General features: G+C 69.9%; 25 protein-coding genes and 2 pseudogenes. 8 read left to right on the top strand and 19 right to left on the bottom strand.

Annotated features, from left to right (window positions below; genetic code table 11):
* Nucleotides 1–26: 26 nt before the first annotated feature.
* From ALI22I_RS22415 to ALI22I_RS22380, 8 genes and pseudogenes are all read right to left on the bottom strand, one after another.
* Nucleotides 27–1,211 (bottom strand): MFS transporter, encoded by a 1,185-nt coding sequence (locus ALI22I_RS22415; protein ID WP_077007493.1) that lies wholly within the window; start codon nt 1,209–1,211, stop codon nt 27–29.
* 75 nt (nt 1,212–1,286) lie between these two features.
* Entirely contained in the window at nt 1,287–1,682 is a 396-nt protein-coding gene (locus ALI22I_RS54745) for a TetR family transcriptional regulator C-terminal domain-containing protein (protein ID WP_443216957.1), read from the bottom strand.
* An 84-nt stretch (nt 1,683–1,766) separates the two neighbouring features.
* Nucleotides 1,767–2,267, bottom strand: a pseudogene (locus ALI22I_RS55635) (ADP-ribosylglycohydrolase family protein); the annotation flags it as partial.
* Nucleotides 2,268–2,288: 21 nt separating this feature from the next.
* Nucleotides 2,289–2,708, bottom strand: coding sequence for a type II toxin-antitoxin system VapC family toxin (locus ALI22I_RS22400; protein WP_077007492.1), 420 nt, complete (start codon nt 2,706–2,708; stop codon nt 2,289–2,291).
* A complete protein-coding gene (locus ALI22I_RS22395; RefSeq protein WP_077007491.1) occupies nt 2,705–2,962 on the bottom strand; it encodes a type II toxin-antitoxin system Phd/YefM family antitoxin in 258 nt (85 codons plus the stop codon). The genes ALI22I_RS22400 and ALI22I_RS22395 overlap by 4 nt, the downstream gene beginning before the upstream one ends.
* A 111-nt stretch (nt 2,963–3,073) precedes the next feature.
* Nucleotides 3,074–5,938: a vitamin B12-dependent ribonucleotide reductase gene (locus ALI22I_RS22390; protein ID WP_077007490.1), complete on the bottom strand. Its 2,865-nt coding sequence runs from the start codon at nt 5,936–5,938 to the stop codon at nt 3,074–3,076.
* A gap of 102 nt (nt 5,939–6,040) precedes the next feature.
* Nucleotides 6,041–6,499, bottom strand: coding sequence for a transcriptional regulator NrdR (nrdR, locus tag ALI22I_RS22385; RefSeq protein ID WP_077007489.1), 459 nt, complete (start codon nt 6,497–6,499; stop codon nt 6,041–6,043).
* A gap of 435 nt (nt 6,500–6,934) precedes the next feature.
* Nucleotides 6,935–7,432, bottom strand: coding sequence for a LysM peptidoglycan-binding domain-containing protein (locus tag ALI22I_RS22380; protein ID WP_143532362.1), 498 nt, complete (start codon nt 7,430–7,432; stop codon nt 6,935–6,937).
* A gap of 242 nt (nt 7,433–7,674) precedes the next feature.
* On the opposite strand from ALI22I_RS22380, the gene lexA reads away from it, so the two are divergent.
* On the top strand, nt 7,675–8,352 hold the full coding sequence (lexA, locus tag ALI22I_RS22375; RefSeq protein ID WP_238598522.1) for a transcriptional repressor LexA: 678 nt from the start codon (nt 7,675–7,677) through the stop codon (nt 8,350–8,352).
* A gap of 71 nt (nt 8,353–8,423) precedes the next feature.
* On the opposite strand, the gene ALI22I_RS22370 is transcribed toward lexA, so the two are convergent.
* The 3 genes from ALI22I_RS22370 to ALI22I_RS22360 are packed head-to-tail and all read right to left on the bottom strand — an operon-like array spanning nt 8,424 to nt 11,452.
* Nucleotides 8,424–9,422, bottom strand: coding sequence for an esterase-like activity of phytase family protein (locus ALI22I_RS22370; RefSeq protein ID WP_238598507.1), 999 nt, complete (start codon nt 9,420–9,422; stop codon nt 8,424–8,426).
* A gap of 34 nt (nt 9,423–9,456) precedes the next feature.
* A complete protein-coding gene (hflX, locus tag ALI22I_RS22365; RefSeq protein WP_077007487.1) occupies nt 9,457–10,902 on the bottom strand; it encodes a GTPase HflX in 1,446 nt (481 codons plus the stop codon).
* 43 nt (nt 10,903–10,945) lie between these two features.
* Nucleotides 10,946–11,452, bottom strand: a complete 507-nt coding sequence (locus ALI22I_RS22360; protein ID WP_077007486.1) for an ArsR/SmtB family transcription factor — start codon at nt 11,450–11,452, stop codon at nt 10,946–10,948.
* 57 nt (nt 11,453–11,509) lie between these two features.
* Between ALI22I_RS22360 and ALI22I_RS22355 the strand changes: the two are divergent.
* From ALI22I_RS22355 to ALI22I_RS22345, 3 genes and pseudogenes are all read left to right on the top strand, one after another.
* Nucleotides 11,510–11,839: pseudogene (locus tag ALI22I_RS22355) on the top strand (MFS transporter); the annotation flags it as partial.
* A gap of 19 nt (nt 11,840–11,858) precedes the next feature.
* The gene (locus tag ALI22I_RS22350; protein ID WP_077007484.1) at nt 11,859–13,091 is read left to right on the top strand and encodes an MFS transporter; all 1,233 of its coding nucleotides are present in this window, start codon (nt 11,859–11,861) and stop codon (nt 13,089–13,091) included.
* 4 nt (nt 13,092–13,095) lie between these two features.
* Nucleotides 13,096–13,704: a TetR/AcrR family transcriptional regulator C-terminal domain-containing protein gene (locus ALI22I_RS22345; protein WP_077007483.1), complete on the top strand. Its 609-nt coding sequence runs from the start codon at nt 13,096–13,098 to the stop codon at nt 13,702–13,704.
* Here the strand turns inward: ALI22I_RS22345 and dapF are convergent.
* The 3 genes from dapF to ALI22I_RS22330 are packed head-to-tail and all read right to left on the bottom strand — an operon-like array spanning nt 13,701 to nt 16,175.
* Nucleotides 13,701–14,540: a diaminopimelate epimerase gene (gene dapF, locus ALI22I_RS22340; RefSeq protein WP_077007668.1), complete on the bottom strand. Its 840-nt coding sequence runs from the start codon at nt 14,538–14,540 to the stop codon at nt 13,701–13,703. The genes ALI22I_RS22345 and dapF overlap by 4 nt on opposite strands.
* A gap of 10 nt (nt 14,541–14,550) precedes the next feature.
* Entirely contained in the window at nt 14,551–15,453 is a 903-nt protein-coding gene (gene miaA, locus ALI22I_RS22335) for a tRNA (adenosine(37)-N6)-dimethylallyltransferase MiaA (RefSeq protein WP_077007482.1), read from the bottom strand.
* 32 nt (nt 15,454–15,485) lie between these two features.
* Complete coding sequence (locus tag ALI22I_RS22330) at nt 15,486–16,175, bottom strand: class III extradiol dioxygenase subunit B-like domain-containing protein (protein ID WP_077007481.1); 690 nt, start codon at nt 16,173–16,175, stop codon at nt 15,486–15,488.
* 184 nt (nt 16,176–16,359) lie between these two features.
* Here ALI22I_RS22330 and ALI22I_RS22325 point away from each other — a divergent pair, with 184 nt between their 5' ends.
* Nucleotides 16,360–17,718, top strand: coding sequence for a DUF349 domain-containing protein (locus ALI22I_RS22325; protein WP_143532360.1), 1,359 nt, complete (start codon nt 16,360–16,362; stop codon nt 17,716–17,718).
* Here ALI22I_RS22325 and ALI22I_RS22320 read toward each other — a convergent pair.
* The 3 genes from ALI22I_RS22320 to miaB are packed head-to-tail and all read right to left on the bottom strand — an operon-like array spanning nt 17,715 to nt 20,252.
* The gene (locus tag ALI22I_RS22320; RefSeq protein WP_077007480.1) at nt 17,715–18,302 is read right to left on the bottom strand and encodes a GNAT family N-acetyltransferase; all 588 of its coding nucleotides are present in this window, start codon (nt 18,300–18,302) and stop codon (nt 17,715–17,717) included. The two genes, ALI22I_RS22325 and ALI22I_RS22320, sit on opposite strands and share 4 nt — an antisense overlap.
* Before the next feature lie 7 nt (nt 18,303–18,309).
* Nucleotides 18,310–18,786 carry an Rv2732c family membrane protein gene (locus ALI22I_RS22315; RefSeq protein WP_077007479.1) on the bottom strand — a complete coding sequence of 159 codons (477 nt, stop codon included), beginning with the start codon at nt 18,784–18,786 and terminating at the stop codon, nt 18,310–18,312.
* Nucleotides 18,783–20,252 (bottom strand): tRNA (N6-isopentenyl adenosine(37)-C2)-methylthiotransferase MiaB, encoded by a 1,470-nt coding sequence (gene miaB, locus ALI22I_RS22310; RefSeq protein WP_077007478.1) that lies wholly within the window; start codon nt 20,250–20,252, stop codon nt 18,783–18,785. The genes ALI22I_RS22315 and miaB overlap by 4 nt, the downstream gene beginning before the upstream one ends.
* Nucleotides 20,253–20,310: 58 nt before the next feature.
* Between miaB and ALI22I_RS22305 the strand changes: the two genes are divergently transcribed.
* A complete protein-coding gene (locus ALI22I_RS22305) occupies nt 20,311–21,258 on the top strand; it encodes a TAXI family TRAP transporter solute-binding subunit (RefSeq protein WP_238598506.1) in 948 nt (315 codons plus the stop codon).
* Nucleotides 21,259–21,334: 76 nt separating this feature from the next.
* On the opposite strand, the gene ALI22I_RS22300 is transcribed toward ALI22I_RS22305, so the two are convergent.
* Both ALI22I_RS22300 and ALI22I_RS22295 read right to left on the bottom strand, forming a co-directional pair.
* Complete coding sequence (locus ALI22I_RS22300; RefSeq protein ID WP_077007477.1) at nt 21,335–22,714, bottom strand: HAMP domain-containing sensor histidine kinase; 1,380 nt, start codon at nt 22,712–22,714, stop codon at nt 21,335–21,337.
* Nucleotides 22,715–23,386, bottom strand: coding sequence for a response regulator transcription factor (locus ALI22I_RS22295; protein WP_077007476.1), 672 nt, complete (start codon nt 23,384–23,386; stop codon nt 22,715–22,717).
* A 159-nt stretch (nt 23,387–23,545) separates the two neighbouring features.
* Between ALI22I_RS22295 and ALI22I_RS22290 the strand changes: the two genes are divergently transcribed.
* Both ALI22I_RS22290 and ALI22I_RS22285 read left to right on the top strand, forming a co-directional pair.
* Entirely contained in the window at nt 23,546–24,274 is a 729-nt protein-coding gene (locus ALI22I_RS22290) for an amino acid ABC transporter ATP-binding protein (protein ID WP_179118323.1), read from the top strand.
* 64 nt (nt 24,275–24,338) lie between these two features.
* Entirely contained in the window at nt 24,339–25,226 is an 888-nt protein-coding gene (locus ALI22I_RS22285; protein ID WP_077007474.1) for a glutamate ABC transporter substrate-binding protein, read from the top strand.
* Nucleotides 25,227–25,249: the final 23 nt, after the last annotated feature.

Below are 25,249 nucleotides of genomic sequence, written 5' to 3'. Positions count from 1 at the left end.
AACGGCACGGCGCCGGGTGCGGCGGACTACTTCCGGTAGCCGGCGGCCTCGGACCGGCCGTCCGCCGGTTCGCGCACTTCACGGCGGCGCAGGTCGGGGATCAGGGTGGCGAGGCCGGTCACCGCGAGTGCCGCGCCCAGCCACAGTGGCGCGCGCAGGCCGTGATCGGTGATGAGGAGGCCGCCCAGCCACGAGCCGATGATGATGCCGAGCGTGATGAACGACCCGTGCACGGTGTTGACCAGCGGTCCGGCGTTGCCCGTGCGCTGGACGCGGGTCACCAGCGCGGGGTTCATCGTGACGCCGACCAGGCCGATGCCGAGCAGGCTCACGACTGCCGGCAGTTTCGCGTCGGCGAGCAGGGCGAAACCGGTGAGGAAGACGGCGTTCAGGGCCAGGCCGGTGAACAACGTCGGCAGCGCGTGCCGGTCGGCGAACCGGCCGACCACGTGGTTGCCGACGAGTGTGGCGGCGCCGTAGGCGATGAGCAGCAACGGGACCGTGCTCGGGGTGAAGCCGGTGACCTCGGTCAGGATCGGGTTGACGTAGCTGAACGCGGCGAACGTCGCGCCGATGACGAACGTGCTGGTGGACAGCACCAGCCACAGCCTGGGCCGGGCGAAGGCCCTCAGTTCGGCCCGAACGGTCGTGTCGCCGTTGACGCGGTCCAAGGTCGGCACGCCCGCGAACGTGCTCGCGGCCGCCGCGACGGTGAGCACGGCGATGCCCCAGAACGCCGCGCGCCAGCCGAGGTGTTCGCCGATGAACGTGGCCAGCGGCAGGCCGAGGAGCGTGCCCAGCATCAGTCCGTTGAGGACGGTCGCGGTGGCCCGGCCGCGCAGGTTCTCCTTGACCAGGGCAGAGGTCACCGAGATCGCGACGCCGAAGAACGCCTGTGACGCGGCACCGGTGATGACGCGGGCGGTGAGCATCACGCCGTAGTCGGCGGCGGTGGCGGCGAGGGCGTTGCCGGCGAGGAAGACGGCGAACAGCGTCATGAGCGCCGGTTTGGGGCGGAGCCGGAGCATCAGCACGGTGAGCAGCGGTCCGCCGACGGCCATCGCGGCGGCGAACGCGGTGATCAGGTAGCCGATCTCGGGGATGGTGACGTGCAGGCCGGCGGCCATCTGCGGCATGAGGCCGGCGACGACGAACTCGCTGGTGACCATGGCGAAGATGCCGAGGGCCAGCAGGTGGACGACACGGGGCATTCTGGGTGCTCCTATTTTGTATTGATCTGTCCAAAATGCGGGCATGGGTGACTTCCTCGGGCCCGCTGTGTCGTTCTAGAGGGCGTCCAAGGCGGTGGTCGCGATGGCGCGCAGCGTCGGGATGTCCGCGCCGCCTTGACCTGTGACCCGTATGCCCGCGATGACGGCGTTCAGGAAACGCGCCAGCTCCGCCGGGTCTCTGGTGGACGTGAACTCGCCGTCGCGTTGGCCGATCCGGATGACCGTCGCCAGCGCGTCCAGCCTGAGCTGCTGATCTCGTGCCACCAACTCGGCGGCTTCCCTGTCCCGTGCGGCGAGTTCGACGGTGGTGTTGACCGTGAGGCAGCCCAGCCCCCGGTCGTCACGTCGGTTCTCGATCTCGCCCGCGATGATCGCGTCGAGCACATCACGCAGCCGGTCCTTCGCCGAACGGGTCTCGTCTTCGAGGAGCGCGACCTGGCTGGTGGTCATGAGCTCGGTGTAGCGGACGAGCGCGCGCTTGAAGAGCTCGTGCTTACTGGTGAACGTGTTGTAGATACTGCTCCGCCCCAACCCGGTGGCCCGGCACAGGTCCTCGGTGGACGTGGCCTCGTAGCCGTTCGCCCAGAACGCGCGCATGGCCGCGTCGACCGCCTGCTCCTCGTCGAATGCCTTGGGTCGGGGCATGCCGGTGACGGTAGCAGGTTCTGTAACGATCTGTCTAAAACTCTCGCCAACCCGCAGATCGCCCAACCAGTCCTCGCGGTAGTCGGACCGCTGCTCGGCGCACCGCTGCCGCAACGCAGTCGTCAGGTCGCCGGGATCCATGCCACCGCGCAACCAGTGCACCGCGAACGCCGTCAGCTCACTGGCCGCCAGCGCCGTCGGGTGGCCGTGCGTGAGAGCGGACTGGAGCTGGGCGATCCCGGTGCGGTCGTCGTCGGACAGGTCCGGCACGAGTCCCACCGGCGCTACACGCATGTTCGCGCCACACCCTTTGGACGAGGCCCCGGTGGCCTCCCGCCACGGCAGCCCGGCGGCGAGCCTTTCTTGAACTTCACCAGCGCCAGGTCCGGCTCGACACCGGCGGTGTTGCTCTTAGCGTGCGTCCGTGGTGAAGGGGTTCAGGAGCCGTGCACCAGTCGAGGCGACACCGCTGACGTTCCGCGTGACCAGGGTCCACCCGTGTGCCAGGGCGGTTGCCGCCAGTAGGCCGTCAACGACCGGCAGGGGGTCGGGGACGTTGAGACGCCCCCATGTCTCAGCCACCTCCGCGGTGACGGGCGCGACCCTGTCGCCGTAAACGTCGATCAACTGTCCGAGCCACCGCTCGACGACCTCGGCCTGGGTCGAGTCTCGCCGGGCGAGCCGCTCGATGCCCTGCCTGATCTCGCCGACAACCATCACGCTGAGGAACAACTCGCTCGCGGGAACCGACGTAAACCAGGCGGAAACACCGGGGTTCGGCACCTTCTTGCGGATCTCCGACACGATGTTGGTGTCGAGGAGGAAGCTCACTCACCCTCACCCAGGTCGACAACTCGCGCGGGCATCGACGACCGGTCAACCTCAAGGTCAAGGTCCGGGGCAGCCCGCAAAAACGCCTTGAAGTCCTCCCCGCCACCTCGGAGACGTCGGTACTCGGCGATGTCGATGACCACCGCGACCTCTTCCCCATGCCTGGTGACGAACTGCGGGCCGTCCGTCTCGACAGACCTGATCAGCTCGCTGAAACGCTGCTTGGCCTCTTGCAACTGCCAGTGTCCGTTCATTGCGCATGCTCCTCACCATCTATCTAGACAGACTAGATGAAAGAGGGCCGGGGGCCGACTTCCGTCGACCCCCGGCCCGATCAGGTACTTCACCTGCTAAAGCGCTCGTGATCAGCTGCAGCCGGAGGTGGAGCCGCAGCCTTCGCAGAGGTAGCAGGAGCCGGCGGGGCGCATCTTCGTGCCGCAGGTCATGCACAGCGGCGCGTCGGCGGCCTTGCCCAGGTGCAGTTCGAGCAGTTCGGTGGAGCTGCCCACCCTGACGTCCTGCGGCTTGGACTTCTTCTCCGCCGGTGCCGGGGTGGACGCGGCGGGAGCGGCAGGGGCGGAGTCGACCGACGTGCGCAGGCCTTCCAGGTCCACGTCGCCGTTGCCGTAGTCGGCCGACACCTGCGCGGTGCGCTCGTCGGCGGTGAAGATGCCGAGTTGCGCGCGCTTCTCGACCGGCAGGTAGTCCAGTGCCAGGCGGCGGAACAGGTAGTCCAGCACGCTGGTCGCGATCCGGACGTCCGGGTCGTCGGTCATGCCCGCCGGCTCGAAGCGCAGGTTCTGGAACTTCGAGACGTAGAACTCCAGCGGGATGCCGTACTGCAGACCCACCGAGATGGACATGGAGAACGCGTCCATCACGCCGGCCAGCGTCGAACCCTGCTTGCCCAGCTTGACGAAGATCTCGCCCAGGCCGTCGTCCGGGTACGACCCGGCGTGCAGGTAACCCTCCGCGCCGCCGACCGTGAACGACACCGTCTGCGACGGGCGCTTCTTCGGCAGCCGCTTGCGCACCGGGCGGTACTCCACGACCGTTTCGGTCTTGGCCTCCGAAGGCGAGCCGGAACCGACTGCCTTGGCCGTCTTGCCCGCCGACAGCGGCTGGCCGACCTTGCAGTTGTCGCGGTAGATCGCCAGCGCCTTCAGGCCCAGCTTCCACCCCTGGTAGTAGATGTCCTCGACCTCTTCGACGGTCGCCGTCTCCGGCATGTTCACCGTCTTGGAGATCGCGCCCGAGATGAACGGCTGCACCGCCGCCATCATCCGCACGTGACCGATCGGCGCGATCGAGCGGTCACCCATCGCGCAGTCGAACACCTCGTAGTGCTCGGTCTTCAGACCCGGGGCGTCCACCACGTGGCCGTGCTCGCCGATGTACTCGACGATCGCCTCGATCTGCTCCTCCTGGTAACCCAGGACGCGCAGCGCGCGCGGCACCGTCTGGTTGACGATCTGCATCGAGCCGCCGCCGACCAGCTTCTTGAACTTCACCAGCGCCAGGTCCGGCTCGATGCCGGTGGTGTCGCAGTCCATCATCAGGCCGATGGTGCCGGTGGGCGCGAGCACGCTGGCCTGCGCGTTGCGCCAGCCGTTGCGGGCGCCGATCTTCTGGCACTCCTGCCACGCCTTGGTCGCGACCTTCTGCACCGCGCCGTCGTTCGCGTAGTACGTGCGCAGCATGTCGTTCGCCGCCGAGTGCTTGCGGATGACCCGCTGGTGCGCCTCGGCGTTGCGGGCGTAGCCCTCGTACGGGCCGACGACGCCCGCCAGCTCCGCCGACCGCTTGTACGCCACGGCCTGCATCAGGGACGTGATCGCGGCGGCCAGTGCGCGGCCACCCTCGGAGTCGTACGCGTGACCGGTCGCCATGAGCAGCGCGCCCAGGTTCGCGTAGCCGATGCCGAGCTGGCGGAACGCGCGGGTCGTCTCGCCGATCGCGGGGGTCGGGAAGTCCGCGAAGCAGATCGAGATGTCCATCGCGGTGATGATCAGCTCGACCGACTTGGCGAACAGCTCCGCGTTGAACGTGCCGTCGTCCTTGAGGAACTTCATCAGGTTCAACGACGCCAGGTTGCAGCTGGAGTTGTCCAGGTGCATGTACTCCGAGCACGGGTTCGAGGCGGTGATCCGGCCCGACTCCGGCGTGGTGTGCCAGTCGTTGATCGTGCCGTCGTACTGGATGCCCGGGTCGGCGCACTCCCACGCGGCCTGCGCCAGCTTGCGGAACAGGTCCTTCGCGTCGACGGTCGAGATGACCTCGCCGGTCTGGCGCGCGCGCAGGCCGAACTGGCCGCCGTTCTCGTAGGCGTGCATGAACTCGTCCGACACGCGGATCGAGTTGTTCGCGTTCTGGTACTGCACGGACACGATGTCCTTGCCGCCCAGGTCCATGTCGAACCCTGCGTCGCGCAGGGCGCGGACCTTGTCCTCTTCACGCGCCTTGGTCTGGATGAACTCCTCGACGTCGGGGTGGTCGACGTCCAGCACGACCATCTTCGCCGCACGGCGGGTCGCGCCACCGGACTTGATGGTGCCCGCGGACGCGTCCGCGCCGCGCATGAACGACACCGGGCCGGACGCCGTGCCGCCGGAGGACAGCAGCTCCTTGGACGACCGGATGCGCGAGAGGTTCAGGCCCGCGCCGGAGCCGCCCTTGAAGATCAGGCCCTCCTCGCGGTACCAGTTCAGGATCGACTCCATCGTGTCGTCGACCGACAGGATGAAGCAGGCGCTGACCTGCTGCGGCGAGCTGGTGCCCACGTTGAACCACACCGGCGAGTTGAAGCTGAACACCTGGTGCAGCAGCATCCAGGTCAGCTCGTGCTCGTAGATCTCGGCGTCCGCGTCGGTGGTGAAGTAGCCGTGCTTGACGCCCGCCTCGACGTAGGTCTTCACCACGCGGTCGATGAGCTGGCGCAGGCTGTGCTCGCGCTGCGGCGTGCCCACCGCGCCGCGGAAGTACTTGCTGGTGACGATGTTGGTGGCGTTGACCGACCAGAAGTCGGGGAACTCGACACCCCGCTGCTCGAAGTTCACCGAGCCGTCGCGCCAGTTCGTCATGACGACGTCGCGGTGCTCCCAGGTGACCTCGTCATAGGGGTGCTTGCCCGCCGTGGTGTAGACGCGCTCCACCTTCAGCTTGGCGTTCCTGTCCCCCGCGCCGTTGCGGGTGGCCGTCTTCTTGCTGGAGCCACTGACGGTCTCCGTCATTCCCCGTGTCCTCTTCCCGTATTCACATGTTCTCGAAGTTCTCTTGCGCGACCCACGTCCGGCTCCCCGTTCGATGCGGTCGCAGGTCCTGCGTCGCGGTGCTCAGTCGTCAGTGCGCTGGGCGTCGCGAAGATCGGCGATCTCCTTCTCGAAGTCCTCTACGGACGAGAAGGATCGATAAACGCTGGCGAACCGGAGGTAAGCCACCTCGTCCAGGTCGCGCAGCGGGCCGAGGATGGCCAGGCCCACCTCGTGGCTCGGGATCTCGGCGTTGCCGCCCGAGCGGATGGACTCCTCGACGCGGTGGGCCAGCTGCTGCAAGGCGTCCTCGTCGACCGGGCGGCCCTGGCAGGCGCGGCGGACGCCGTTGACGACCTTGTCCCGGCTGAACGGCTCGGTGACGCCGGAGCGCTTGACCACCGCGAGCACGGCTTCCTCCACGGTGGTGAACCGGCGTCCGCAGCTCGAACAGGACCGCCGGCGACGGATCACCTGGCCTTCGTCCACCTCGCGCGAGTCGACCACACGAGAGTCCGCGTTCCGGCAGAACGGGCATCGCACGGCTGGTCTCCCCCTCCTCCGCGCAGCATCCATCGCGTCAGCCCCCATGGCGGGGAATACCCCAACCTGTGGACTAACTACAACGGTGTAACCACTAGATGTAGGGGTCAACCTATGCCTGGACCCTACTGCTCTGCAACTCCGACACACCCCTCCCGGCCCACCCGCTGGGACGGTCTGCGCTGCGCGACACCGTGATCACTCACCGCCTCCGGTGACACCGCAGGTCACCCTCGAGTTGCGAACGCAAACGCGAGAGTCGAACGCTCAGGTCCCGAGAGTCCAACGTCCAGGACCCCCGAGTTCAACGTTCCGAACGTTGAACTCGGGGGTCCTGGACGTTGGACACGCGCGTTCTGGACGTTGGACACGCGCGACTTGAGGGTTCGACTCTCGGGGGCTGAGGGTTCGACTCTCGCGGGAGCTGGTGAGGGGTCAGGGGGTGCCGTGGGGGGCGATGAGGGGTTGGCCGGGGAGTACGTCGAAGTTGGGGAGGTTGTTGAGTTCGCGGATGCGGGCGACCACGGCGTCGGGGTTGCTGTTGGGGGCGCTGCGCTCCGCTACGTCCCACAGGGTCTCGCCCACCTGGACGTGTAGGACGCTGGTCCGTTCGGGGACGGTGGTGGCGCCGGAGGTGTACAGGTAGAGCAGGCTCAGGAGGGCGGCGAACACGGCTGCCGCTGCGGCGTAGGCGAGGAACTGGACGGCCGGGTGGCGCTGTGGGCGCACCTCGCAGGCGGCCGGCTCGGGTGGGGTCTGTTGGACGGCGATGGGGCGGGGGCGGGTCGATGGGCGGCGGTTGTCCTTGTCCGCCACCTCGAACCGGCGCAGTACCCGTGGTCCGGGTCGCAATCCGACACCGAGGGCGACATCCTCGACACCGGCGCCGTCCACGAGTTCGAAGCTGTTCCGGGTGCCAATGACCACCGCCATGATGTCCTCCAACGCAGGTCATCCGATCATGATCGAACCTGTGTTCGATCGAACGTCCGTGCGAATGTCTACCACTTCACCGGGCGAAATCGCTAGGACACGCCGCGTTTTACTTCGAACAGGTGTTTGATCTGGACAGGGAACGCGACTACCGTCCACAAGTGAAGATCGTCGGAGAAGCCGGCCTGGGCAATCGGGACCGGTGAGGAGGAAGCACCGTGGCACGCAAGACCAACGAAGACCTGCGCACCGCCGATGTGCCCTCCGCGCCCGAACCGGCGGACATCGCGGGCAATGCCGGGCTCACCCTGCGCCAGCGCAAGGTGCTCGATGTGATCCGCGACTGGCTCGACCGGTTCGGCTACCCGCCCAGCGTGCGTGAGATCGGGGAGGCGGTCGGCCTGACCTCCACCTCCTCGGTCGCCCACCAGCTGCGAGCGCTGGAGCGGAAGGGGTACCTGCGTCGCGATCCGAACCGACCGCGCGCGGTGGGAGTGCTGCCGGCCGAGATCGTGACCGGCCTGGACCCGGCGTCCAAGCCGACGCCCGCGTACGTGCCCATGCTGGGCCGCATCGCGGCCGGCGGGCCGATCCTGGCCGAGGAGGCCATCGAGGACGTGTTCCCGCTACCGCGCGAGATCGTCGGCGAGGGCGATGTCTTCCTGCTGAAGGTCGTGGGTGACTCGATGGTGGACGCCGCCATCACCGATGGTGACTGGGTCGTCGTGCGCCAGCAGCCCACCGCGGACAACGGCGAGGTGGTGGCCGCGATGATCGACGGCGAGGCCACCGTCAAGACGTTCAAGCGCAAGGAGGACGGGCACGTGTGGCTGATGCCGCACAACGCCGCCTACCAACCGATCCCGGGCGACGACGCGTCGATCCTGGGCAAGGTCGTGGCGGTCCTGCGCAGGCTCTGAGCACGTCGGAGGACAGTCGGAGGACAGCGGGGTAGCGGTCCGGGTCGCGAGGCACGGGCCGCTCAGCCCGGTTAAGGCTTGCGTCGGCGTGAACGCCGGACCAGGGCTCCGATCAGCACCAACGCCACCACGCCGCCACCCACCACCGGCCACGCCGACCGCGAGTCGGAGGAGGCCGGGGGAGCGGCCGACACGTCGTTCCCGGCTGCCGGAGCGTCCGTAGTCGTGGTCGGCGAGGGCGGCACGGCCAACGCCGCCGCACCCTGTACCGCCCGCACGGCGGACGAAGTACCGCCGCCGTTGCCGAACTCGGACGCCGACAGCAGCGTGCCGTCCGGGTCGAACGCGATGGCCTCACCCTGCGGCTCACCGGCCAACGGCACCCGCACCGGGTCGGACTCCAACGCCCGCGCCAGGTCACCGTCCGGCACCGGGAACAGGTAGACGTCGGTGTAGGTCCGCAACGCCGCCACCTGGCCGTCCCGCGACATCGCACCGCCCGTCACCAGGCGCGTCACCACGGAATTCTGCAACGGCCCGCCGGGGGTGTCGGTGCCGCTGATCGGCACCCTCGCCACCTGCTCCATCGGCGTCGGCACGCCCTCGGTCAACCCGGAAACCGGCCGGTACACCAAAGGCGACCCGATCGTTTCCTTCGTCACGATGTGCGCAATGCCGTCGCGGTCCACCAACAATGCTTCGGCGTCGTGCTTTCCGTCAGGATACGTAAGTCGGTACAAACGGGCCGAGCCGTCCGGGGAAACCGCGTGCAATGCCACGGTTTCCCGCGACTTGCCGTTGTCCCCGGTGTCCGCCGCCCACAGGGTTCCGTCAGGGGCCAATGCGAGATCTTCGACGTCGAGCGGGTTGGTCGGCACGGTGATCGTCCGGGTGATCGCGCAATTGCGGTCCATCACCTGGATCAAGAGCCGGCCGTCGTCGCTGTCGTTCACCGCGAACCACTGGCCGCCGTCCGACGCGAGGCCGGACAGCTCCGCCAGCCGCTCGTCGGTCACCGCGCACACGTCGGCGACGGCCGGCTCCGCCGAAGCGGAACCGGCCGTCGACAACAGTGCGACTGCTACCAGGAAGGCGCGCAACGGCTCAGGCGCGGCTTCCGTTCACGGCGAACTTCTCCAGCACGCCGGCCAGGTCGGGCCGGACCCGGGCGGACAGCTCGGTGCCCTCCTCGGTGTGCCGTTCCTTGAGCACTTCGCCCTCGCGGTGCACGCGCGCGACCAGCTCGCCCCGCGCGTACGGCACCAGCGCGTCGACCACGACCTCCGGCCGCGGCGTCATGGACGCGATGCGGTCACGCAGGTCGGAGATGCCCTCACCGGTGTGCGCGGACACGAACACCGCCGTGGGGAACAGGTGCCGCAGCCGTGCGATGCCCAGCTCGCCCACCGCGTCGATCTTGTTCACCACGAGCAGCTCGGTCGGCATCGGGTCGTCGCGCCGGGAGGAGATCTCGGTGATCACCTCGCGCACCGCCACGACCTGCTTCTCCGGCATCGCGTCGGAACCGTCGACCACGTGGACCAGCAGGTCCGCGTCGGCGACCTCCTCCAGCGTCGACCGGAACGCCTCGACCAGCTGGTGCGGCAGGTGCCGCACGAAGCCGACCGTGTCGGTCAGCGTGTAGGGCAGGCCGTCGGGCGTCTCGGTGCGCCGGGTGGTCGGGTCGAGGGTCGCGAACAGGGCGTCCTGCACCAGCACCCCCGCGCCGGTCAGCGCGTTGAGCAGGCTGGACTTGCCCGCGTTCGTGTAACCCGCGATGGCCACGTTCGGCACCGCGTTGGACACCCTGCGGTGCCGCTTGGTCTCCCGGATGACGCCCATCGCGGAGATCTCGCGGCGCAGCTTGGAGATGCGCGCGCGGATGCGCCTGCGGTCGGTCTCCAGCTTCGTCTCACCGGGACCGCGCAGACCCACGCCGCCGTTGCCGCCGCCCGCACGACCACCGGCCTGCCGGGACAGCGACTCACCCCAACCGCGCAGACGCGGCAGGAGGTACTGCAGCTGGGCCATCTCGACCTGCGCCTTGCCCTCACGGGTGGACGCGTGCTGGGCGAAGATGTCGAGGATCAGCGCGGTGCGGTCGACGACCTTGACCTTCAGCTTCTCCTCCAGCTGCCGCAGCTGGCCGGGGGAGAGCTCGCCGTCGCAGATCACCGTGTCCGCGCCGGTCGCGATCACGACGTCGCGCAGTTCGTGGACCTTGCCGGAGCCGATGTAGGTGGCTGGGTCGGGCCGGTCGCGCCGCTGCACGAGGCCTTCCAGCACCTCCGAGCCCGCCGTTTCGGCGAGCAGGGCCAGTTCCGCCATGGAGGCATCCGAATCGGCCGTCGTGCCCTCGGTCCACACGCCGACCAGCACGACGCGCTCCAAGCGGAGCTGCCGGTACTCGACCTCGGTGACGTCCTCGAGCTCGGTGGACAACCCCGCTACGCGACGCAGTGCGGCGCGCTCTTCGAGCGCCAGGTCGCCGGTGGACAGCTCGTCCTCGTGGTCGAGCCAGTCGTTGCTGTTGTGCGTGTTTTCCGTCATTTGCCCTTCATCGTCCCACGGCACCCCTACCAGGACCGAGTGGTTAATCTCCCGGGTAGAGCGCCAGGTAGATCGCCACGCGTTCCCCGTCGGGGTGGGCCGGCTCGGCTGCCAGCTCATCGAACAACGAACGGAGGCGCCGCTTTAGTTCCGCGCGGTCGACCCTGACCACCAACCGGATCTGGTCCACGGCGGCCGGCCCGACGTCCGCGACCTCGCCGAGGAACGCCTGGAGCATGGCCTCGCCGGTCTCGGTCGCGTACGGACTGCGCTCCTTCGTGAGCTGCCACGACAGGCCCGTCGACTTGTACGGGATCTCCCGCGCGCCCCGGTTGCCGGTCCGGGCGGGCTGGGCCTCCAGGAAGCCCGTGGCGACGAGTTTGCGCACGTGGTGCAGCGTGGTGGCGGGGTCCTTGCCGAGCCGTTCGGCGATCTCCTTGTTGGTCATCGCGCGGCCGTAGGTGAGCCGGATGATGCGCAGCCGCACGGCCGAGGCCAGGGCGGCGGCTTCGGCGTCGGTTGCCGGACGTCTCTCCACCCTGCCCAGCATAGGTCCCGCCAGAACAAGTGATTGACAGTTTCCAATCACTCCCGCGACACTTCGACTGTGACTCTCTGGTCCCATCGCGACTTCCGCCTGTTATGGGCAGGCGACACCATCAGCCAGTTCGGCTCGTCGATCGGCCGCACCGTGTTGCCGCTGCTCGCGGCGGGCGCGCTGGCCGCGACGCCGTTCGAGATGGGTGTGCTGTCGGCGGCCGCGACGGCCGCGTTCCTGCTGATCGGGCTGCCTGTCGGGGTGTGGGTGGACCGGTTGAGCCGCCGTCCGGTGATGCTCGTGGCCGACTTCGCCCGCGCGGCGTTGATGCTGTCCATCCCGGTGGCCTGGTGGTTGGGCGTGCTCACGCTGGTCCACCTCGTCGTGGTCGCCCTGCTGTCGCCGCTGAGGAGCAGTGATGCCGTCACCGCGTGACTTCCGGCTGTTCTGGGGCAGCGACGCGATCAACCAGTTCGGCACGGCGGTGTCGTCGTTCGTGCTGCCGGTGGTGGCGATCGAGGCGCTGGACGCCTCGGAGTTCCAGGTCGGCCTGTTGGCCGCCGCCGGGATGGCCGCCTTCCTGCTCATCGGCTTACCCGCGGGCGTCTACATCGACCGGCTGCGCAAGCGGCCCCTGCTGATGTGGACCACGACCGGGCGCGCGCTGCTGTTCGCCACCGTCCCGGTCGCCGCGTGGCTGGGCGGCCTCACCTATCTCCACCTGCTGCTCGCCGCGCTGGCCGCAGGTGTGCTGACGGTGTTCTTCGAGGTGGCGAGCCAGGCGTACCTGCCCGCTCTGGTGCTGCGCGGCGAGTTGTCGCAGGCCAACAGCAGGCTGGTGTCGACGCAGCAGGTCGCACGGCTGTCCGGACGGCCGCTGAGCGGGCCGATGGTGCAGTTCCTGGGCAACGCGAACGCCGTCCTCGCGATCAGCATCTCGTACCTGGCCTCGGCGCTGCTGCTGCGCGGCATACGCCTGGTCGAGCAGCCGGTGGAGCCGCGCGAACGTGCGCTCCGGGCGGAGATGGCCGAGGGCTTGAGGTTCGTGTTCGGGCATCCGCTCCTGCGGCCCACGGTGCTGTGCACGACGTCGTTCAACCTGGCCAACGGCATATGGGTCGCGGTCAACCTGCTGTTCCTGCTGCACGACCTCGCGTTGTCGCCGACGGCCGCGGCCGTGCTGCTGGGCCTGGGCAGCGCGGGCGGCGCGCTGGTGGGCCTGCTCACCGCCCGGTTGGCCCGGATCGGGCAGGTGCGGCTGATCTGGTTGTCGATGCTGGTCACGCAGCCGGCGTGGGTGTTGATCCCGCTGGCCGAACCGGACTGGCGGCTCTCCTTGTTCGCGGTCGGCACGCTGATCACGTCCATGGGGGTCGTGGTCTACAACGTGGCCCAGGTCAGCCTGCGGCAGGCGCTGTGCCCGGACCGGCTGCAGGGCCGGATGAACGCCAGCGTCCGGTTCCTGGCCTGGGGCGCGATGCCGGTGGGCGCGTTGGCGGGCGGTGCGCTGGCCGAGTGGATCGGCGTGCGGAACACGTTGTGGGTCGCGTCGGTGGGGATGATCCTGTCCGTGCTCTGGGTGGTCCTGTCACCGCTGCGGTCGATGCGTGATGTGGCCCAGGTCACTGCGGTCGATCAGCCTCTAAAATAGGTCAGTGACCAAGACGCGAGGCGGTCGGCCCAGCCCCACCCGGCTCGACCGCGACACCGTCGTGCGCGCCGCCCTCGACCTGCTCGACGAGGAAGGGCTGGACGCGGTGTCCACGCGTGCCGTCGCCACAAGGCTGGGCGTGCGGATGAACACCGTGCTCTGGCACGTGAAGAGCAAGGCCAGGCTGCGGGAGCTGATGGCGGACGCCATCGTCGGCGAGGTGGACCTGGCCGGCCTGCCAGAGGACTGGCGGGAACGGGCGGCCGAACTGCCCAGGCGGCTGCGCCGGGCGTTGCTGGCGCACCGGGACGGCGCGAGTGCCGTGGTCGGCACCCACATGGCCGAGCCCGGCACGTTGCGGTTCAGCGAAGCGTTGGCGGCGGCCCTGATCGCGGGCGAGGTGCCGCGGGTGGCGTGGACCCTGCGGACCCTCGTCCACCTCACGCTGGGGCTGGTGCTGGAAGAACAGGCCGGTGACGGCCGGCTGGCCGACGCGCTGGTCGAGGCACCGGGCGACTACCCGTCACTGCGGGCCGTCGCCGACGACCTGGATCCGGGCGGGTTCGCCCAACGGCTCGACCACGGCGTGACCCTCGTGCTCCGGACGCTCTAGAGCGCGTCCCACCAGGCCTGGTCCAGCTCGCCGCGGGCGACGAGGACGGCCGGGCCGGTGAGCGTGGAGGTCTCCTCCTCGATCACCACGGACACCTGTCCACCGAGGACGTCCACAGTGGCCTTGCCGGTGCGCTGACCGGTCCCGTACAGCCACGACGCCACCGCGGCCACCGTGCCCGTGCCGCACGACCTGGTCTCGCCCACGCCGCGCTCGTGCACGCGCATCCGAAGGGCGCCGTCACCGAGGACGTTGACGAACTCCACGTTCACGCCGTGCGGGAACAGCACCGGGTCGTGGCCGGGCGGCACGTGCAGGTCGAGTTCGGCCACCGGTGTCTCGGTCACGCACGCCAGGTGCGGGTTGCCGACGTCCACCGCGACCCCGCCGAACGCGCTGCCGCCGACCGTGGCCGTGCCCGTGCCGGTGACCAGGGCGCGCCCCATGTCCACCGTCACCGTGCCGTCCGGGTGCGCGACAACGTGCCGCTCACCGGCACGCGTGCCGATGGTGAACTCGCCGGCGGGCATCAACCCGGCCTCCACCAGGTACCGGACGAACACCCGCACCCCGTTGCCGCACATCTCGGCGATCGAGCCGTCGGCGTTGCGGTAGTCCATGAACCAGGGCCCGCCCGAGGTGCTCTTCTCCGCCGAGGCGGCATCAGGCACGAAATCGGGCCGCACGACCCGCAGCACGCCGTCCGCCCCCAGGCCGCGCTGCCGGTCGCACAGCGCGCGCACCCGCGACTCGGTCAGGTCCAGCACGCCGTCCGGATCGGGCAGCACCACGAAATCGTTCTCGGTGCCGTGGCCCTTCAGAAACTCGACTCCCACGCGCACCAGGCTACGGTGCGACGAGCTTGAGCACGTCCTCGGCCAGCCCCGGGTCACCCGCGTCGAACCAGGTGACCCGCTGGTCGCGGCGGAACCAGGACCGCTGCTTGCGGACGAACCGCCGGGTGGCCTGCGCGGTCGTCGTCACCGCCTCCTCCAGCGAGTACTCGCCGTCGAACGCGGCCAGCACCTGCTGGTAGCCCAGCGCGCGGGACGCCGTGCGGCCGTCACGCAGACCGCGGGCCTCCAACGCCCGGACCTCGTCCACCAGGCCCGACTCGAACATCCGCGCCACCCGCGCGTCGACCCGCTCGTCCAGCTCGGACACCTCGCGGTCCAGCCCGATCACCACCGTGCCGTAGCGGGCGGGTCCGGGCTTGGGCAGCGTGGCCGAGAACGGCTGCCCGGTCAGCTCGATGACCTCCAGCGCGCGCACCACCCGGCGGCCGTTGCTGGGCAGGATCGCCAGCGCCGCGGCCGGATCGAGCTGCGCCAGCCGGCCGTGCAGGGTCTCCGCGCCGAACATCACCAGCTCCTGCTCCAGCTGGGTGCGGATCTTCTCGTCGGTGCCGGGGAACACCAGGTCGTCCAGCACGGCCTGCACGTACAGGCCGGAACCGCCGACCAGCACCGGCGTGCGGCCGTCGGCCAGCAGCCGCTCCACCACGGCCCGTGCCTCACGCTGGTAGGCGGCCACGGACGCGGTCTCGGTCACGTCCAGCACGTCGAGCAGGTGGTGCGGCACGCCCTGCCGCTCGGCCTCGGTGATCTTGGCCGTGCCGATGTCCATGCCCCGGTAGAGCTGCATCGCGTCGGCGTTGACCACCTCACCGCCCAGTTCGGCGGCCAGCCGGACGGCCAGATCGGACTTCCCGGTGGCGGTGGGGCCGACGACTGCGAGAGGGGTGCTCACGCGTCCAAGCCTCTCAGACGTGCCCGAGCCCTTCAGATCGCGCTGTCCCACACCGCGAGGTGGTAGCCGACGCCGAACGGCGCCAGGAACGCCGACCGGGTGCACCGCCACGCGCCCGGCACACCCGCCGCCACCTGCCACGCGGCCCGCCCGGACGCGCCCAGCTCGGCGGCCAGCGCCGGGTCGATCGCCCGCAACGCGCCCGTGTCCGCCGTGGCCAGCGCCGTGCGCACGTCCTCGTCGAACGGCTCGGCCCGCTCGTCCGGGCGTCCCACGGCCTGCTCCCCGTGCCGGTGCGACCCGTCGCCCAGCACCAGCAGCGCGCGCGAACCAGCCAGCCGCTCACCCAGCGCGACGCACTCGGCAGTGGGCAGATCCGGCGGCACGAGGTGCACGCGCACGCTCCGTGCGCCCGCCCGTTCCCGCAGCCACGCCGCGACCAGCACCGACAGCGGCAGGTCGTCATCCACAGAGGACGCGTCGTCCGACAGCGACACCGGGACGTCCGCCCCGAAACCGCGGAACGTGCCGGCCACGTCCTCGACCACCCGCGGCCCGGACGGATCCACGCCCACCGCCACCCAGTCCGACGCGTGCGCGGCCAGTTCCCGTGCCGCGGCCAGGCACGCCGAGCGCACCGGTTCGGTCTCCGACACCGCTCCGGCCACCAGTTCCGGCACCAGCAGCGGAGGGTGCGGCACGACCACCAGGCGCGAGATCATGGCAGTCCACGCTACTCATCGGCCACCACCGGTACCGATGCGAGCCTTGACCTGTTTGAATGCGCGCGAGGTACTGGGCACTCTCGGGAGCGTCGCGGTACCCGGGTGCTGGGCCCCGTCGTAGGCGGGGCGCCCGTGGTCGGCACGGGCACCACGAAGTGGGCAGGCGAGGAGGAAGCCGGCGATGACGGAGCACGAGACGACACCGGGAACCACTGGCGACAGTGGTGCGGGGGCGGTGGTCGAACAGACCCGGGTGGAAGCTACGCCGGTGGAGGCCACGCCGGTCACGCCGGTCACGGCGCCACCGCCGGTCCCCGTGGCGTCGGACCACCCTGACCGCTGGGGGCGCGTGGACGCGGACGGCACCGTCTACGTCAAGACGGCCGAGGGCGAGCGGGTCGTCGGTTCCTGGCAGGCGGGCGAGCCCGCCGAGGGCCTGGCGCACTTCGCGCGCCGGTTCGACGACATCCGCACCGAGGTCGAGCTGCTGGTGACGCGGCTGTCCTCCGGTGCGGGCGACCCCAAGCACGCGCTGACCAGCGCGAAGCACGTGCAGGAGAGCCTGGCCGACGCGGCGGTCGTCGGCGACCTCGCCGCCCTGGCCGCGCGCGTCGAGTACGTGCTGGTCAAGGCGGAGGAGGGCCTGGAGGCCGCCAAGGCCGCCAAGGACGAGGCCCGGGCCGCGGCCGGCGCCCGCAAGCAGGAGCTGGTCGAGGAAGCCGAGGCGTTGGCCAACGAGTCGACGCAGTGGAAGGCGGCCGGCGACCGGCTGCGGCAGATCCTGGACGAGTGGAAGACCATCCGGGGTGTCGACCGCAAGACCGACGAGCAGCTGTGGCGGCGGTTCTCCAAGGCGCGCGACGCGTTCAACCGCCGGCGCGGCTCGCACTTCGCGGACCTCGACCGGCAGCGCAGCGTGGCCAAGACCCGCAAGCAGGAGCTGGTCGAGGAGGCCGAGAAGCTCATCGAGTCCGACGACTGGGGCGCCACGGCGGGCCGGTACAAGGACCTGATGGTCGAGTGGAAGGCCGCCGGGCGGGCGCCCAAGGAGGCCGACGACGCGTTGTGGCAGCGGTTCCGCGCGGCCCAGGACGCGTTCTTCGCCAAGCGCTCCGAGGCGTTCAACGAGCGTGACGCGGAGTTCGCGACCAACGCGAAGCTGAAGGAGGAACTGCTCGCCGAGGCCGACCGGATCGACCCGTCGCTGGACCTGGAAGCCGCTCGCAACCAGCTCTACAAGATCCAGGAGCGCTGGGACGCGATCGGCAAGGTGCCGCGCGAGCGGGTCCGCGAGCTGGAGGGCAAGCTCCGCACCATCGAGGAGCGGGTCCGCGGCGCGGTGGACGCCCAGTGGCGTCGTTCCGACCCGGAGGCCGAGGCCCGCGTGGCCCAGTTCCGCGAGCGGGTGGAGCAGTTCGAGGCGCAGGCCGCCAAGGCCCGCACGGCGGGCGACAAGCGCCGCGCCGAGCAGGCCGAGGCCCAGGCCAAGCAGTGGCGCGAGTGGCTGGCCGCCGCCGAGCAGGCGGTCGCGAGCCGTTAGTGGGCGAGGGGCCCCTTCACCGGTGGTGAGGGGGCCCAGCCCGCGGTGAACAGCAGGTCGGGGCCGTCCTCGCCGGGTCGGTCCAGGTGTTCGGCGCGGGTCAGACCCGCTTTGAGCGCGACTCGCTGCGAGGCGGTGTTGGCGGGCCGGACCCTGGCGACGACCGGGTATTCGGGCAGGTGCTCGCGGGCCCACCGGACGACCGCGCGGGCCGCCTCGGTGGCGACGCCCTGGCCCCAGCTCGCCGTGCTGAACCGGTAGAACAGGTTGAGCGCGCGCCGGTCGTCCATCTCGGTGAACTTCACGCCGCAGAACCCGACCGGCCGCTGGGAGTCGAGCGGGCGGACCACCCAGTAGCCGAAGTCGAAGTCGTGCCAGTGCGCCATCCACCGTCGCAGCAGGTGGGCGGCCTCGTCGTGGGTGCGCAGCGCGTCCGACGGGTTGTGCTCGTAGGCCGCCGGGTCGCTGTGGATGGCGTGCACCGCGATCACGTCGTGGGCGGCGGGCCGCCGCAGCGTCAGCCGCTCGGTGCGCAGCTCCGCGTTGTCGAACGAGGTGTTGTCGAACGCCGTCCGGTCGGACATCGCCAGGTCACTGCATGGGCGGCCGGGACGCGGCCAGCCGCAGCCACTTCACCAGCAGCACGACCACCGCCACCACGGCCAGCACCAGACCCGCGCCCGGACCGGGACCGGGGTGGTGACCGGTGGTGGTCTGCGTGGTCCAGATCGACAGCACGCCCGCCACCGACGTGGCGAACGACGCCAGCGCGCACACCCACGCCAACGCCCACCGGCGCACGGCCAGCGTCAACGCGGGCAACAGCACGCCCACGACCACCGCGGCGTAGGAGAACACCTTCGGCAACGCGTCCGCCTCGCCGAACAGCACGCTCAGCCCCGGCATGCCGTCCACCCACGGCAGGATCAGCGACACCAGGATCGCCAGCGCCGCCACGGCGATCGTCAACGCTCCCGCGCCGGGGTCGAAGCGCTTGGCCGCCGAGCGGCCCACCCCGTTGATCTCCGCGCGCAACCCGGCCAGGTCGTCCGGTTCTTCGGAGGTCATCCGACTGCGCACCCACCGACGGCCGCGGGCAGGGGCGCGGGCTTGCCGAACGACGGCAGGCCCAGCGTCACACCGGGCGTCTTCGGCTTGATCCCGGCCTCGGACCGGTCACCCGCCTTGGTCCGGCGGTGCGACAGCAGCGGGCCGTCCGCGATCAGGTTGTGCGGCGCGCCGTAGGTCACCACGGTCTCCACCACGTCACCGGGCCGCACGTGCGCGTCACCGGGCGTGAAGTGCACCAGGCGGCCGTCACGGGCGCGGCCGGTCATCCGGTGCGTCTCGGCGTCCTTGCGGCCCTCGCCGGAGGCCACCAGCAGCTCGACCCTGCGGCCGACCTGCTCCAGGTTCAGCTCGTGCGCCACCTCGTTGACCAGCGTGACCAGCCGGTCGTACCGCTCCTGCACGACCTGCTTGGGCAGCTGGTCGGGCAGGTCGGCGGCGGGCGTGCCGGGGCGCTTGGAGTACTGGAACGTGAACGCGGAGGAGAACCGGGCCTCGCGGACGACGTCCAAAGTGGCCTGGAAATCCGCCTCGGTCTCACCGGGGAAGCCGACGATGATGTCGGTGGTGATGGCCGCGTCCGGCATGGCCGCGCGCACGTTGTCCAGGATGGACAGGTACTTCGCGGTCCGGTACGAGCGGCGCATCTCCTTGAGCACGCGGTCCGAGCCCGACTGCAACGGCATGTGCAGCTGGTGGCACACGGCGGGCGTCTCGGCCATCGCGGCGATCACGTCGTCGGTGAAGTCCTTCGGGTGCGGCGAGGTGAACCGGATCCGCTCCAGGCCCTCGATCCCGCCGGCGGCGCGCAGCAGCTTGCCGAACGCGAACCGGTCGCCGAACTCGACGCCGTAGGAGTTGACGTTCTGCCCCAGCAGCGTCACCTCCAGCACGCCCTCGTCCACCAGCGCCTGCACCTCGGCCAGCACCTCGCCGGGGCGGCGGTCCTTCTCCTTGCCGCGCAGCGACGGGACGATGCAGAAGGTGCAGGTGTTGTTGCAGCCGACGGACACCGACACCCAGCCCGAGTAGGCCGAGTCGCGGCGCGCTGGCAGTGTCGAGGGGAAGGTCTCCAGCGAGTCCAGGATCTCGACCTGCGCCTCGCGGTTGTGCCGGGCGCGTTCCAGCAGCACCGGCAGCGAGCCGATGTTGTGCGTGCCGAAGACCACGTCCACCCACGGCGCGCGCTTGACGATCGCGGCCTGGTCCTTCTGCGCCAGGCAGCCGCCGACGGCGATCTGCATGTCGGGGTTCGCGGACTTGGCGGGCGCGAGGTGACCGAGCGTGCCGTAGAGCTTGTTGTCGGCGTTCTCCCGCACCGCGCAGGTGTTGAACACCACCACGTCCGGCGCGACGTCGCCTTCGGCGGGCGTGTAGCCCGCGTCCTCCAGCATGCCGGCCAGGCGCTCGGAGTCGTGCACGTTCATCTGGCAGCCGAACGTGCGGATCTGGTAACTGCGCGTCACTGCAACCTAGTCCTTCCGTCGGGTCCAGCGTAGAGCGTGGACGTGCGACGATGCGCAGGTGTCGGGAACGCTGCTGCGGTTGCACGCGGTCGGGGCCGCCTTGGCCCTGGCCACCCTGTCGTTGAGCGCGTGCGGTGACGACTTCGACCAGGTGAAGCTGACCATGGCGGCCGGCAGCCCGGGCGGTGTCTACCACGAGTTGAGCATGGCGCTGGCGGACGCGTGGAGCCGGGACCCCGGCATTCCCCGACCGCAGGTTGCGAACACTGCCGGTTCGGTGGACAACCTGGGCCGGCTGCGGGCCAACCAGGCGCAGGTGGGGTTCTCGGCGGCGGACGCGGCGGAGCGGGCGCAGAAGGAGAGCACAGGCCACAAACTGCTCGCCTTGGCCCGGATGCACGACGACTACCTCCAGGTAGTGGTGCGGGACGACCTGCCGGTGACCAAACTGTCCGACTTGAAGGGCCGGCGGGTGAGCGTGGGCGCGAGCAACTCGGGGGTGAAGTTGATCGCCGAGCGGCTGTTGGAGTCGGCGGACATCTCGTTGGACAGCGACCTCAAGGTCCAGTACATGGACCTGCAGACCAGCGCGGACGCGATGCGCGACGGGGCGTTGGACGCGTTCTTCTGGTCCGGTGGCGTGCCGACGGGCCCCGTCACCACCCTGGCCACGACGGTGAAGGTGCGGATGCTGGACCTGAGCGACGTGCTGCCGAAGCTGCGCCAGCAGTACCCGGTGTACGGCTCGGCGACGCTGCCCGCGTCGGCCTACCAGCTCGACGGCGGCCCGGTCGTCACGCTGGTCGTGCGCAACTTCCTGCTGGTCAACGACACGATGTCGGACGACGTGGCGGAAGCCCTGCTCAGAGGCCTGTTCCAGGCGCAGTCGGAGCTGGTCGCGGCGAGCCCGGTGGCCAGATCCATAGAGGTCCGGTCGGCGATCGAGACGACCCCGATCGAGCTGCACCCCGGCGCCATGCGCTACTACCGCGACGTCAAGATCTAGAACGCGACCTCGCATCTAGTACGCGAGGTCGCGTCTTCCCAGGCGACCTCGCCCGCCGTCTGCGGAGCAGCGGCAATCAAACACCGGGGAACTCGACCACCACTTGCAGCCCGCCCGCCTCGGGCGACTCCAGGCGGATCGAGCCGTCCACCCGTTCCACGATCTGCCGCACCAGCGCGAGTCCCAGCCCGGAGCCCTGCACGTTCTGGTGGGCCGGGCTGCGCCAGAACCGGTCGGTGGCGCGTTCCAGCTCCTCCGGCGCCAACCCCGGCCCTTCGTCGCGCACCGACAGCCGCACCACGCCGTCCCTCCGGCGGACGTCGACGTGCACCAGCGTGCCGTCGGAGGTGAACTTCAGCGCGTTGTCCAGCAGCGCGTCCAGCACGGTCTCGACACCGCGCGGCGGAACCAGCGCCATGCCACCGGGCTCGCCGTCCAGCACCAGGTGCACCTCGCGGGCCGCGGCGGCGGGCTGCCACGCCGACAGGCGTCCGGCCACCGCCCGGTCCACGTCCACCGGCAAGGGGTCCACCGAGGCCGCGCCCGCCCGTGCCATGGACAGCAGTTCGTCCAGGATCCGGTTGAGCCGGTTGGCCTCGTCCAGCGCCGCGACCTGGTGCGCGACGCCCTCGCCGACCACGTAGTCCTCCAAATTGGACAGACGCAGTTTCAACGCGGTCAACGGGTTGCGCAGCTGGTGCGAGGCGTCCGCGACGAACGCCCGCTGGGCCGCCAGCACGTCGCTCACGTTGGCCGCCATCTGGTCGAACGACCGGGACAGCTGCCGCAGCTCCGGCGGCCCGTCGGACGAGCCGACCGGCTGCACCGGCTGCCCGGACACCACCGCCGACAGCAGCCGCCCGGTCGCGTCGTCCAACCGGTGCACCGGCCGCAGCGTCCACCGGACCAGCGGCAACGCCACGAACACGCCCAGCACCAGCACCAGCAGGCTGGACACGAGCAGCACCGACCACCACAGCAGGACCTCGATCCGGGTCTTCGACGGCGGCGAGAACGTCACCACCGCGCCGCGGACCTCACCCGCCTCCAGCACCGGCTCGGCCAGCACCAGCTCGGTCGACTCCCACGGCATGACCAGCTCCGGCGCGACCGGCTGGCGACCGGCCAACGCGCCTCGCACCAGGTCGGACACCTCGGGCGAGGACACGTCCACGTTGCCCGGGGACGCCGCCACCACCTGCCCGTCCCGGCCCAGCAGCGCCACCCGGATGCCGTACAGCTCGTGGTAGCGGTGCAGCTCGGCCGCCAGCACCTCCGGCTGGTCGTCGATGAACGGCCGCTGCGCCACCGACGCGAACCGCGTGGTGTCGGTGAGCCGGTCCAGGAACATCTCCTGCTGCTCGGTCTGGGCCACCCCTCGCCCCAGCGGGACACCCATGCCGACCAGCACGAGCACCACCAACGTCAACATGATGCCCAGCAGCCGCGACCGCACTCAGCCCCCGCTCAACCGGTACCCGACTCCGCGCACCGTCTCCAACAAAGATGGACGCCCGAGCTTGGTCCGCAGCGTCGCCACGTGCACGTCCAGGGTCCGGTTGGCCCCCGCCCAGGTGCGTCCCCACACCTCGGCCAGGATGCGCTCCCGGGTGCACACCGCGCCACCCGCGGCCACCACCAGCGCCAACACCTGGAATTCCTTGCGCGACAACGCCACCGGTTCACCGGCCACGGTGACCTCGTGCCGACCCAGGTCGACCCGCACGTCGGACACCTCGAACACCTCGGTGCCGGTGCCGCCGACGCCCACCGGATCGCCGCGCCGCCGCCGCACCGCGTGCACCCGGGCCACCAGCTCGCCCACGTCGTAGGGCTTGACCAGGTAGTCGTCCGCGCCGGCGTGCAGCCCCAGGATCCGGTCGTCGATCTCGCCGCGGGCCGAGACCACGATGATCGCCACGTCACTCGCCGCACGGATGTGGCGGCAGAGCGTGACACCGTCCACATCGGGCAGGCCGAGATCGAGCAGTACGACGTCGATTCCGGCCAGTCGATCGAGCGTCCCCCGACCGGTGGCCTGCCGATCTACGGTGAAACCGCGCCGCGTTAACGCCGGTACCAGCGCTTCTGCCACGCGGTCGTCGTCTTCGACCAACAGCACCCGCACCGTGGAGCCTCCCGATAATGTCGCCACCCTGTGACAGAGTTGAGACCCTAAGTCTTGCTCAACCGCCTGGACTGGTGTGGTGATTCACACCTACGTTTCCGCCATCGCTCAGGAACCCCTACTGGAGGACTGATGACCGCCGCCACTCCTGCTCCGCCGATGATCCGGATGGCGGGCGTGGACAAGTTCTTCGGGCCTCTGCACGTCCTCAAGGACGTCACGATCGAGGTGCCGAAGGGGCAGGTCGTCGTGGTGCTCGGCCCGTCAGGCTCGGGCAAGTCCACGCTGTGCCGCACGATCAACCGGTTGGAGCCGATCGACTCCGGTGTCATCGAGGTGGACGGCCAGCCGCTGCCCGCCGAGGGCAAGGAGCTCGCCCGGCTGCGCGCCGACGTGGGCATGGTGTTCCAGTCGTTCAACCTGTTCGCCCACAAGAGCATCGTGGAGAACGTGATGCTCGCGCCGGTGAAGGTCCGCAAGACGCCGACGGCCCAGGCTCGCAAGACGGCCATGGAGCTGCTGGAGCGGGTCGGCATCGCGAACCAGGCGGAGAAGTACCCCGCCCAGTTGTCGGGTGGGCAGCAGCAGCGTGCGGCGATCGCCCGCGCGCTGGCGATGCGGCCCAAGGTGATGCTGTTCGACGAGCCGACCTCCGCACTGGACCCCGAGATGGTGCAGGAGGTGCTGGACGTGATGACCACGCTGGCCAAGGAGGGCATGACCATGCTCGTGGTGACCCACGAGATGGGCTTCGCCCGCAAGGCCGCGGACCGCGTGATCTTCATGTCCGACGGCGAGGTCGTCGAGGACTCGACGCCGGAGGCTTTCTTCTCCGCGCCGAAGTCCAACCGCGCGAAGGACTTCCTTGGCAAGATCCTGACCCACTGAAGTCCCCAGACCGCGGCGCTGAGCCTGGCGCCGCTCTACCCGAAGAAGAGCAGGAGAAGTGACGATGAGGGTTCGCACCCTTGCGGTGGCGCTGCTGGCCGGCGGCCTCGCCCTGACCGCATGCGGCAAGGAGGGGAGCCCCACCGACCCGGGCACGGCCCCCTCCCAGCAGGTGGAGTCGAACGTGACGGTCGACGGCTCCGCGACGTTCGAGAAGATGAAGGGCCGCGGCAAGGTCATCGTCGGGGTCAAGGAGGACCAGCCGGGTCTGGGCTACAAGGACCCGACGACCGGCAAGTTCACCGGCTTCGACATCGAGATCGCGAAGCTGGTCGCCGCCAAGCTCGGTTTCAACAGCGACCAGATCGAGTACAAGGCGATCGCGTCCCAGGGCCGCGAGCAGGCGCTGATCAACGGTGACGTCGACTACTACGTCGGCACCTACACGATCAACGCCAAGCGCAAGGACCAGGTCGGGTTCGCCGGCCCGTACTTCACCGCCGGTCAGGACCTGCTGGTGAAGAAGGACGACAACTCGATCACCGGCCCGGACACGCTCAAGGGCAAGAAGGTCTGCTCGGTCACCGGTTCGACGCCGATCCAGAAGGTCAAGACCGACGGTCTGACCGAGCCGGAGAACATCGTCGAGCTGCAGAACTACTCGCAGTGCGTGACGCAGCTGGAGCAGGGTGCGGTCGACGCCGTCACCACCGACGACGCGATCCTGAAGGGCTACGCCTCGCAGGACCCGAGCAAGTTCAAGGTCGTCGGCAAGCCGTTCTCGAACGAGCCTTACGGCATCGGTCTGCCGAAGGACGACAAGGCCCTGCGCGACAAGGTCAACGACATCCTGGACGCGGCCATCAAGGGCGGCGACTGGCAGTCGGTGTACGACGCCACCCTGGGCAAGTCGGGCTCCACGGCCGAGAAGCCGGTGCTCGACCGCTACTGATCACTTCCCGCGGCCGGTCGTCG

It is taken from the genome of Saccharothrix sp. ALI-22-I (genome assembly GCF_001984175.1).
Classification (GTDB): Bacteria; Actinomycetota; Actinomycetes; order Mycobacteriales; family Pseudonocardiaceae; genus Actinosynnema.
The sequence above is the reverse complement of the archived record's forward strand: the minus strand, read 5'-3'. Positions and strand labels throughout refer to the sequence as shown.

What these genes read in the sequence shown, in the direction of transcription:
- ALI22I_RS22315 (WP_077007479.1), bottom strand. Translation starts at nt 18,786, where the DNA reads ATGACCTCCGAAGAACCGGACGACCTGGCCGGGTTGCGCGCGGAGATC.
- hflX (WP_077007487.1), bottom strand. Translation starts at nt 10,902, where the DNA reads ATGACGGAAAACACGCACAACAGCAACGACTGGCTCGACCACGAGGAC.
- ALI22I_RS54745 (WP_443216957.1), bottom strand. Translation starts at nt 1,682, where the DNA reads ATGACCACCAGCCAGGTCGCGCTCCTCGAAGACGAGACCCGTTCGGCG.
- ALI22I_RS22330 (WP_077007481.1), bottom strand. Translation starts at nt 16,175, where the DNA reads ATGATCTCGCGCCTGGTGGTCGTGCCGCACCCTCCGCTGCTGGTGCCG.
- ALI22I_RS22360 (WP_077007486.1), bottom strand. Translation starts at nt 11,452, where the DNA reads ATGCTGGGCAGGGTGGAGAGACGTCCGGCAACCGACGCCGAAGCCGCC.
- ALI22I_RS22380 (WP_143532362.1), bottom strand. Translation starts at nt 7,432, where the DNA reads ATGGCGGTGGTCATTGGCACCCGGAACAGCTTCGAACTCGTGGACGGC.
- ALI22I_RS22285 (WP_077007474.1), top strand. Translation starts at nt 24,339, where the DNA reads ATGAGGGTTCGCACCCTTGCGGTGGCGCTGCTGGCCGGCGGCCTCGCC.
- ALI22I_RS22290 (WP_179118323.1), top strand. Translation starts at nt 23,546, where the DNA reads ATGATCCGGATGGCGGGCGTGGACAAGTTCTTCGGGCCTCTGCACGTC.
- ALI22I_RS22415 (WP_077007493.1), bottom strand. Translation starts at nt 1,211, where the DNA reads ATGCCCCGTGTCGTCCACCTGCTGGCCCTCGGCATCTTCGCCATGGTC.
- ALI22I_RS22350 (WP_077007484.1), top strand. Translation starts at nt 11,859, where the DNA reads ATGCCGTCACCGCGTGACTTCCGGCTGTTCTGGGGCAGCGACGCGATC.
- ALI22I_RS22395 (WP_077007491.1), bottom strand. Translation starts at nt 2,962, where the DNA reads ATGAACGGACACTGGCAGTTGCAAGAGGCCAAGCAGCGTTTCAGCGAG.
- ALI22I_RS22320 (WP_077007480.1), bottom strand. Translation starts at nt 18,302, where the DNA reads ATGTCCGACCGGACGGCGTTCGACAACACCTCGTTCGACAACGCGGAG.
- ALI22I_RS22390 (WP_077007490.1), bottom strand. Translation starts at nt 5,938, where the DNA reads ATGACGGAGACCGTCAGTGGCTCCAGCAAGAAGACGGCCACCCGCAAC.
- ALI22I_RS22325 (WP_143532360.1), top strand. Translation starts at nt 16,360, where the DNA reads ATGACGGAGCACGAGACGACACCGGGAACCACTGGCGACAGTGGTGCG.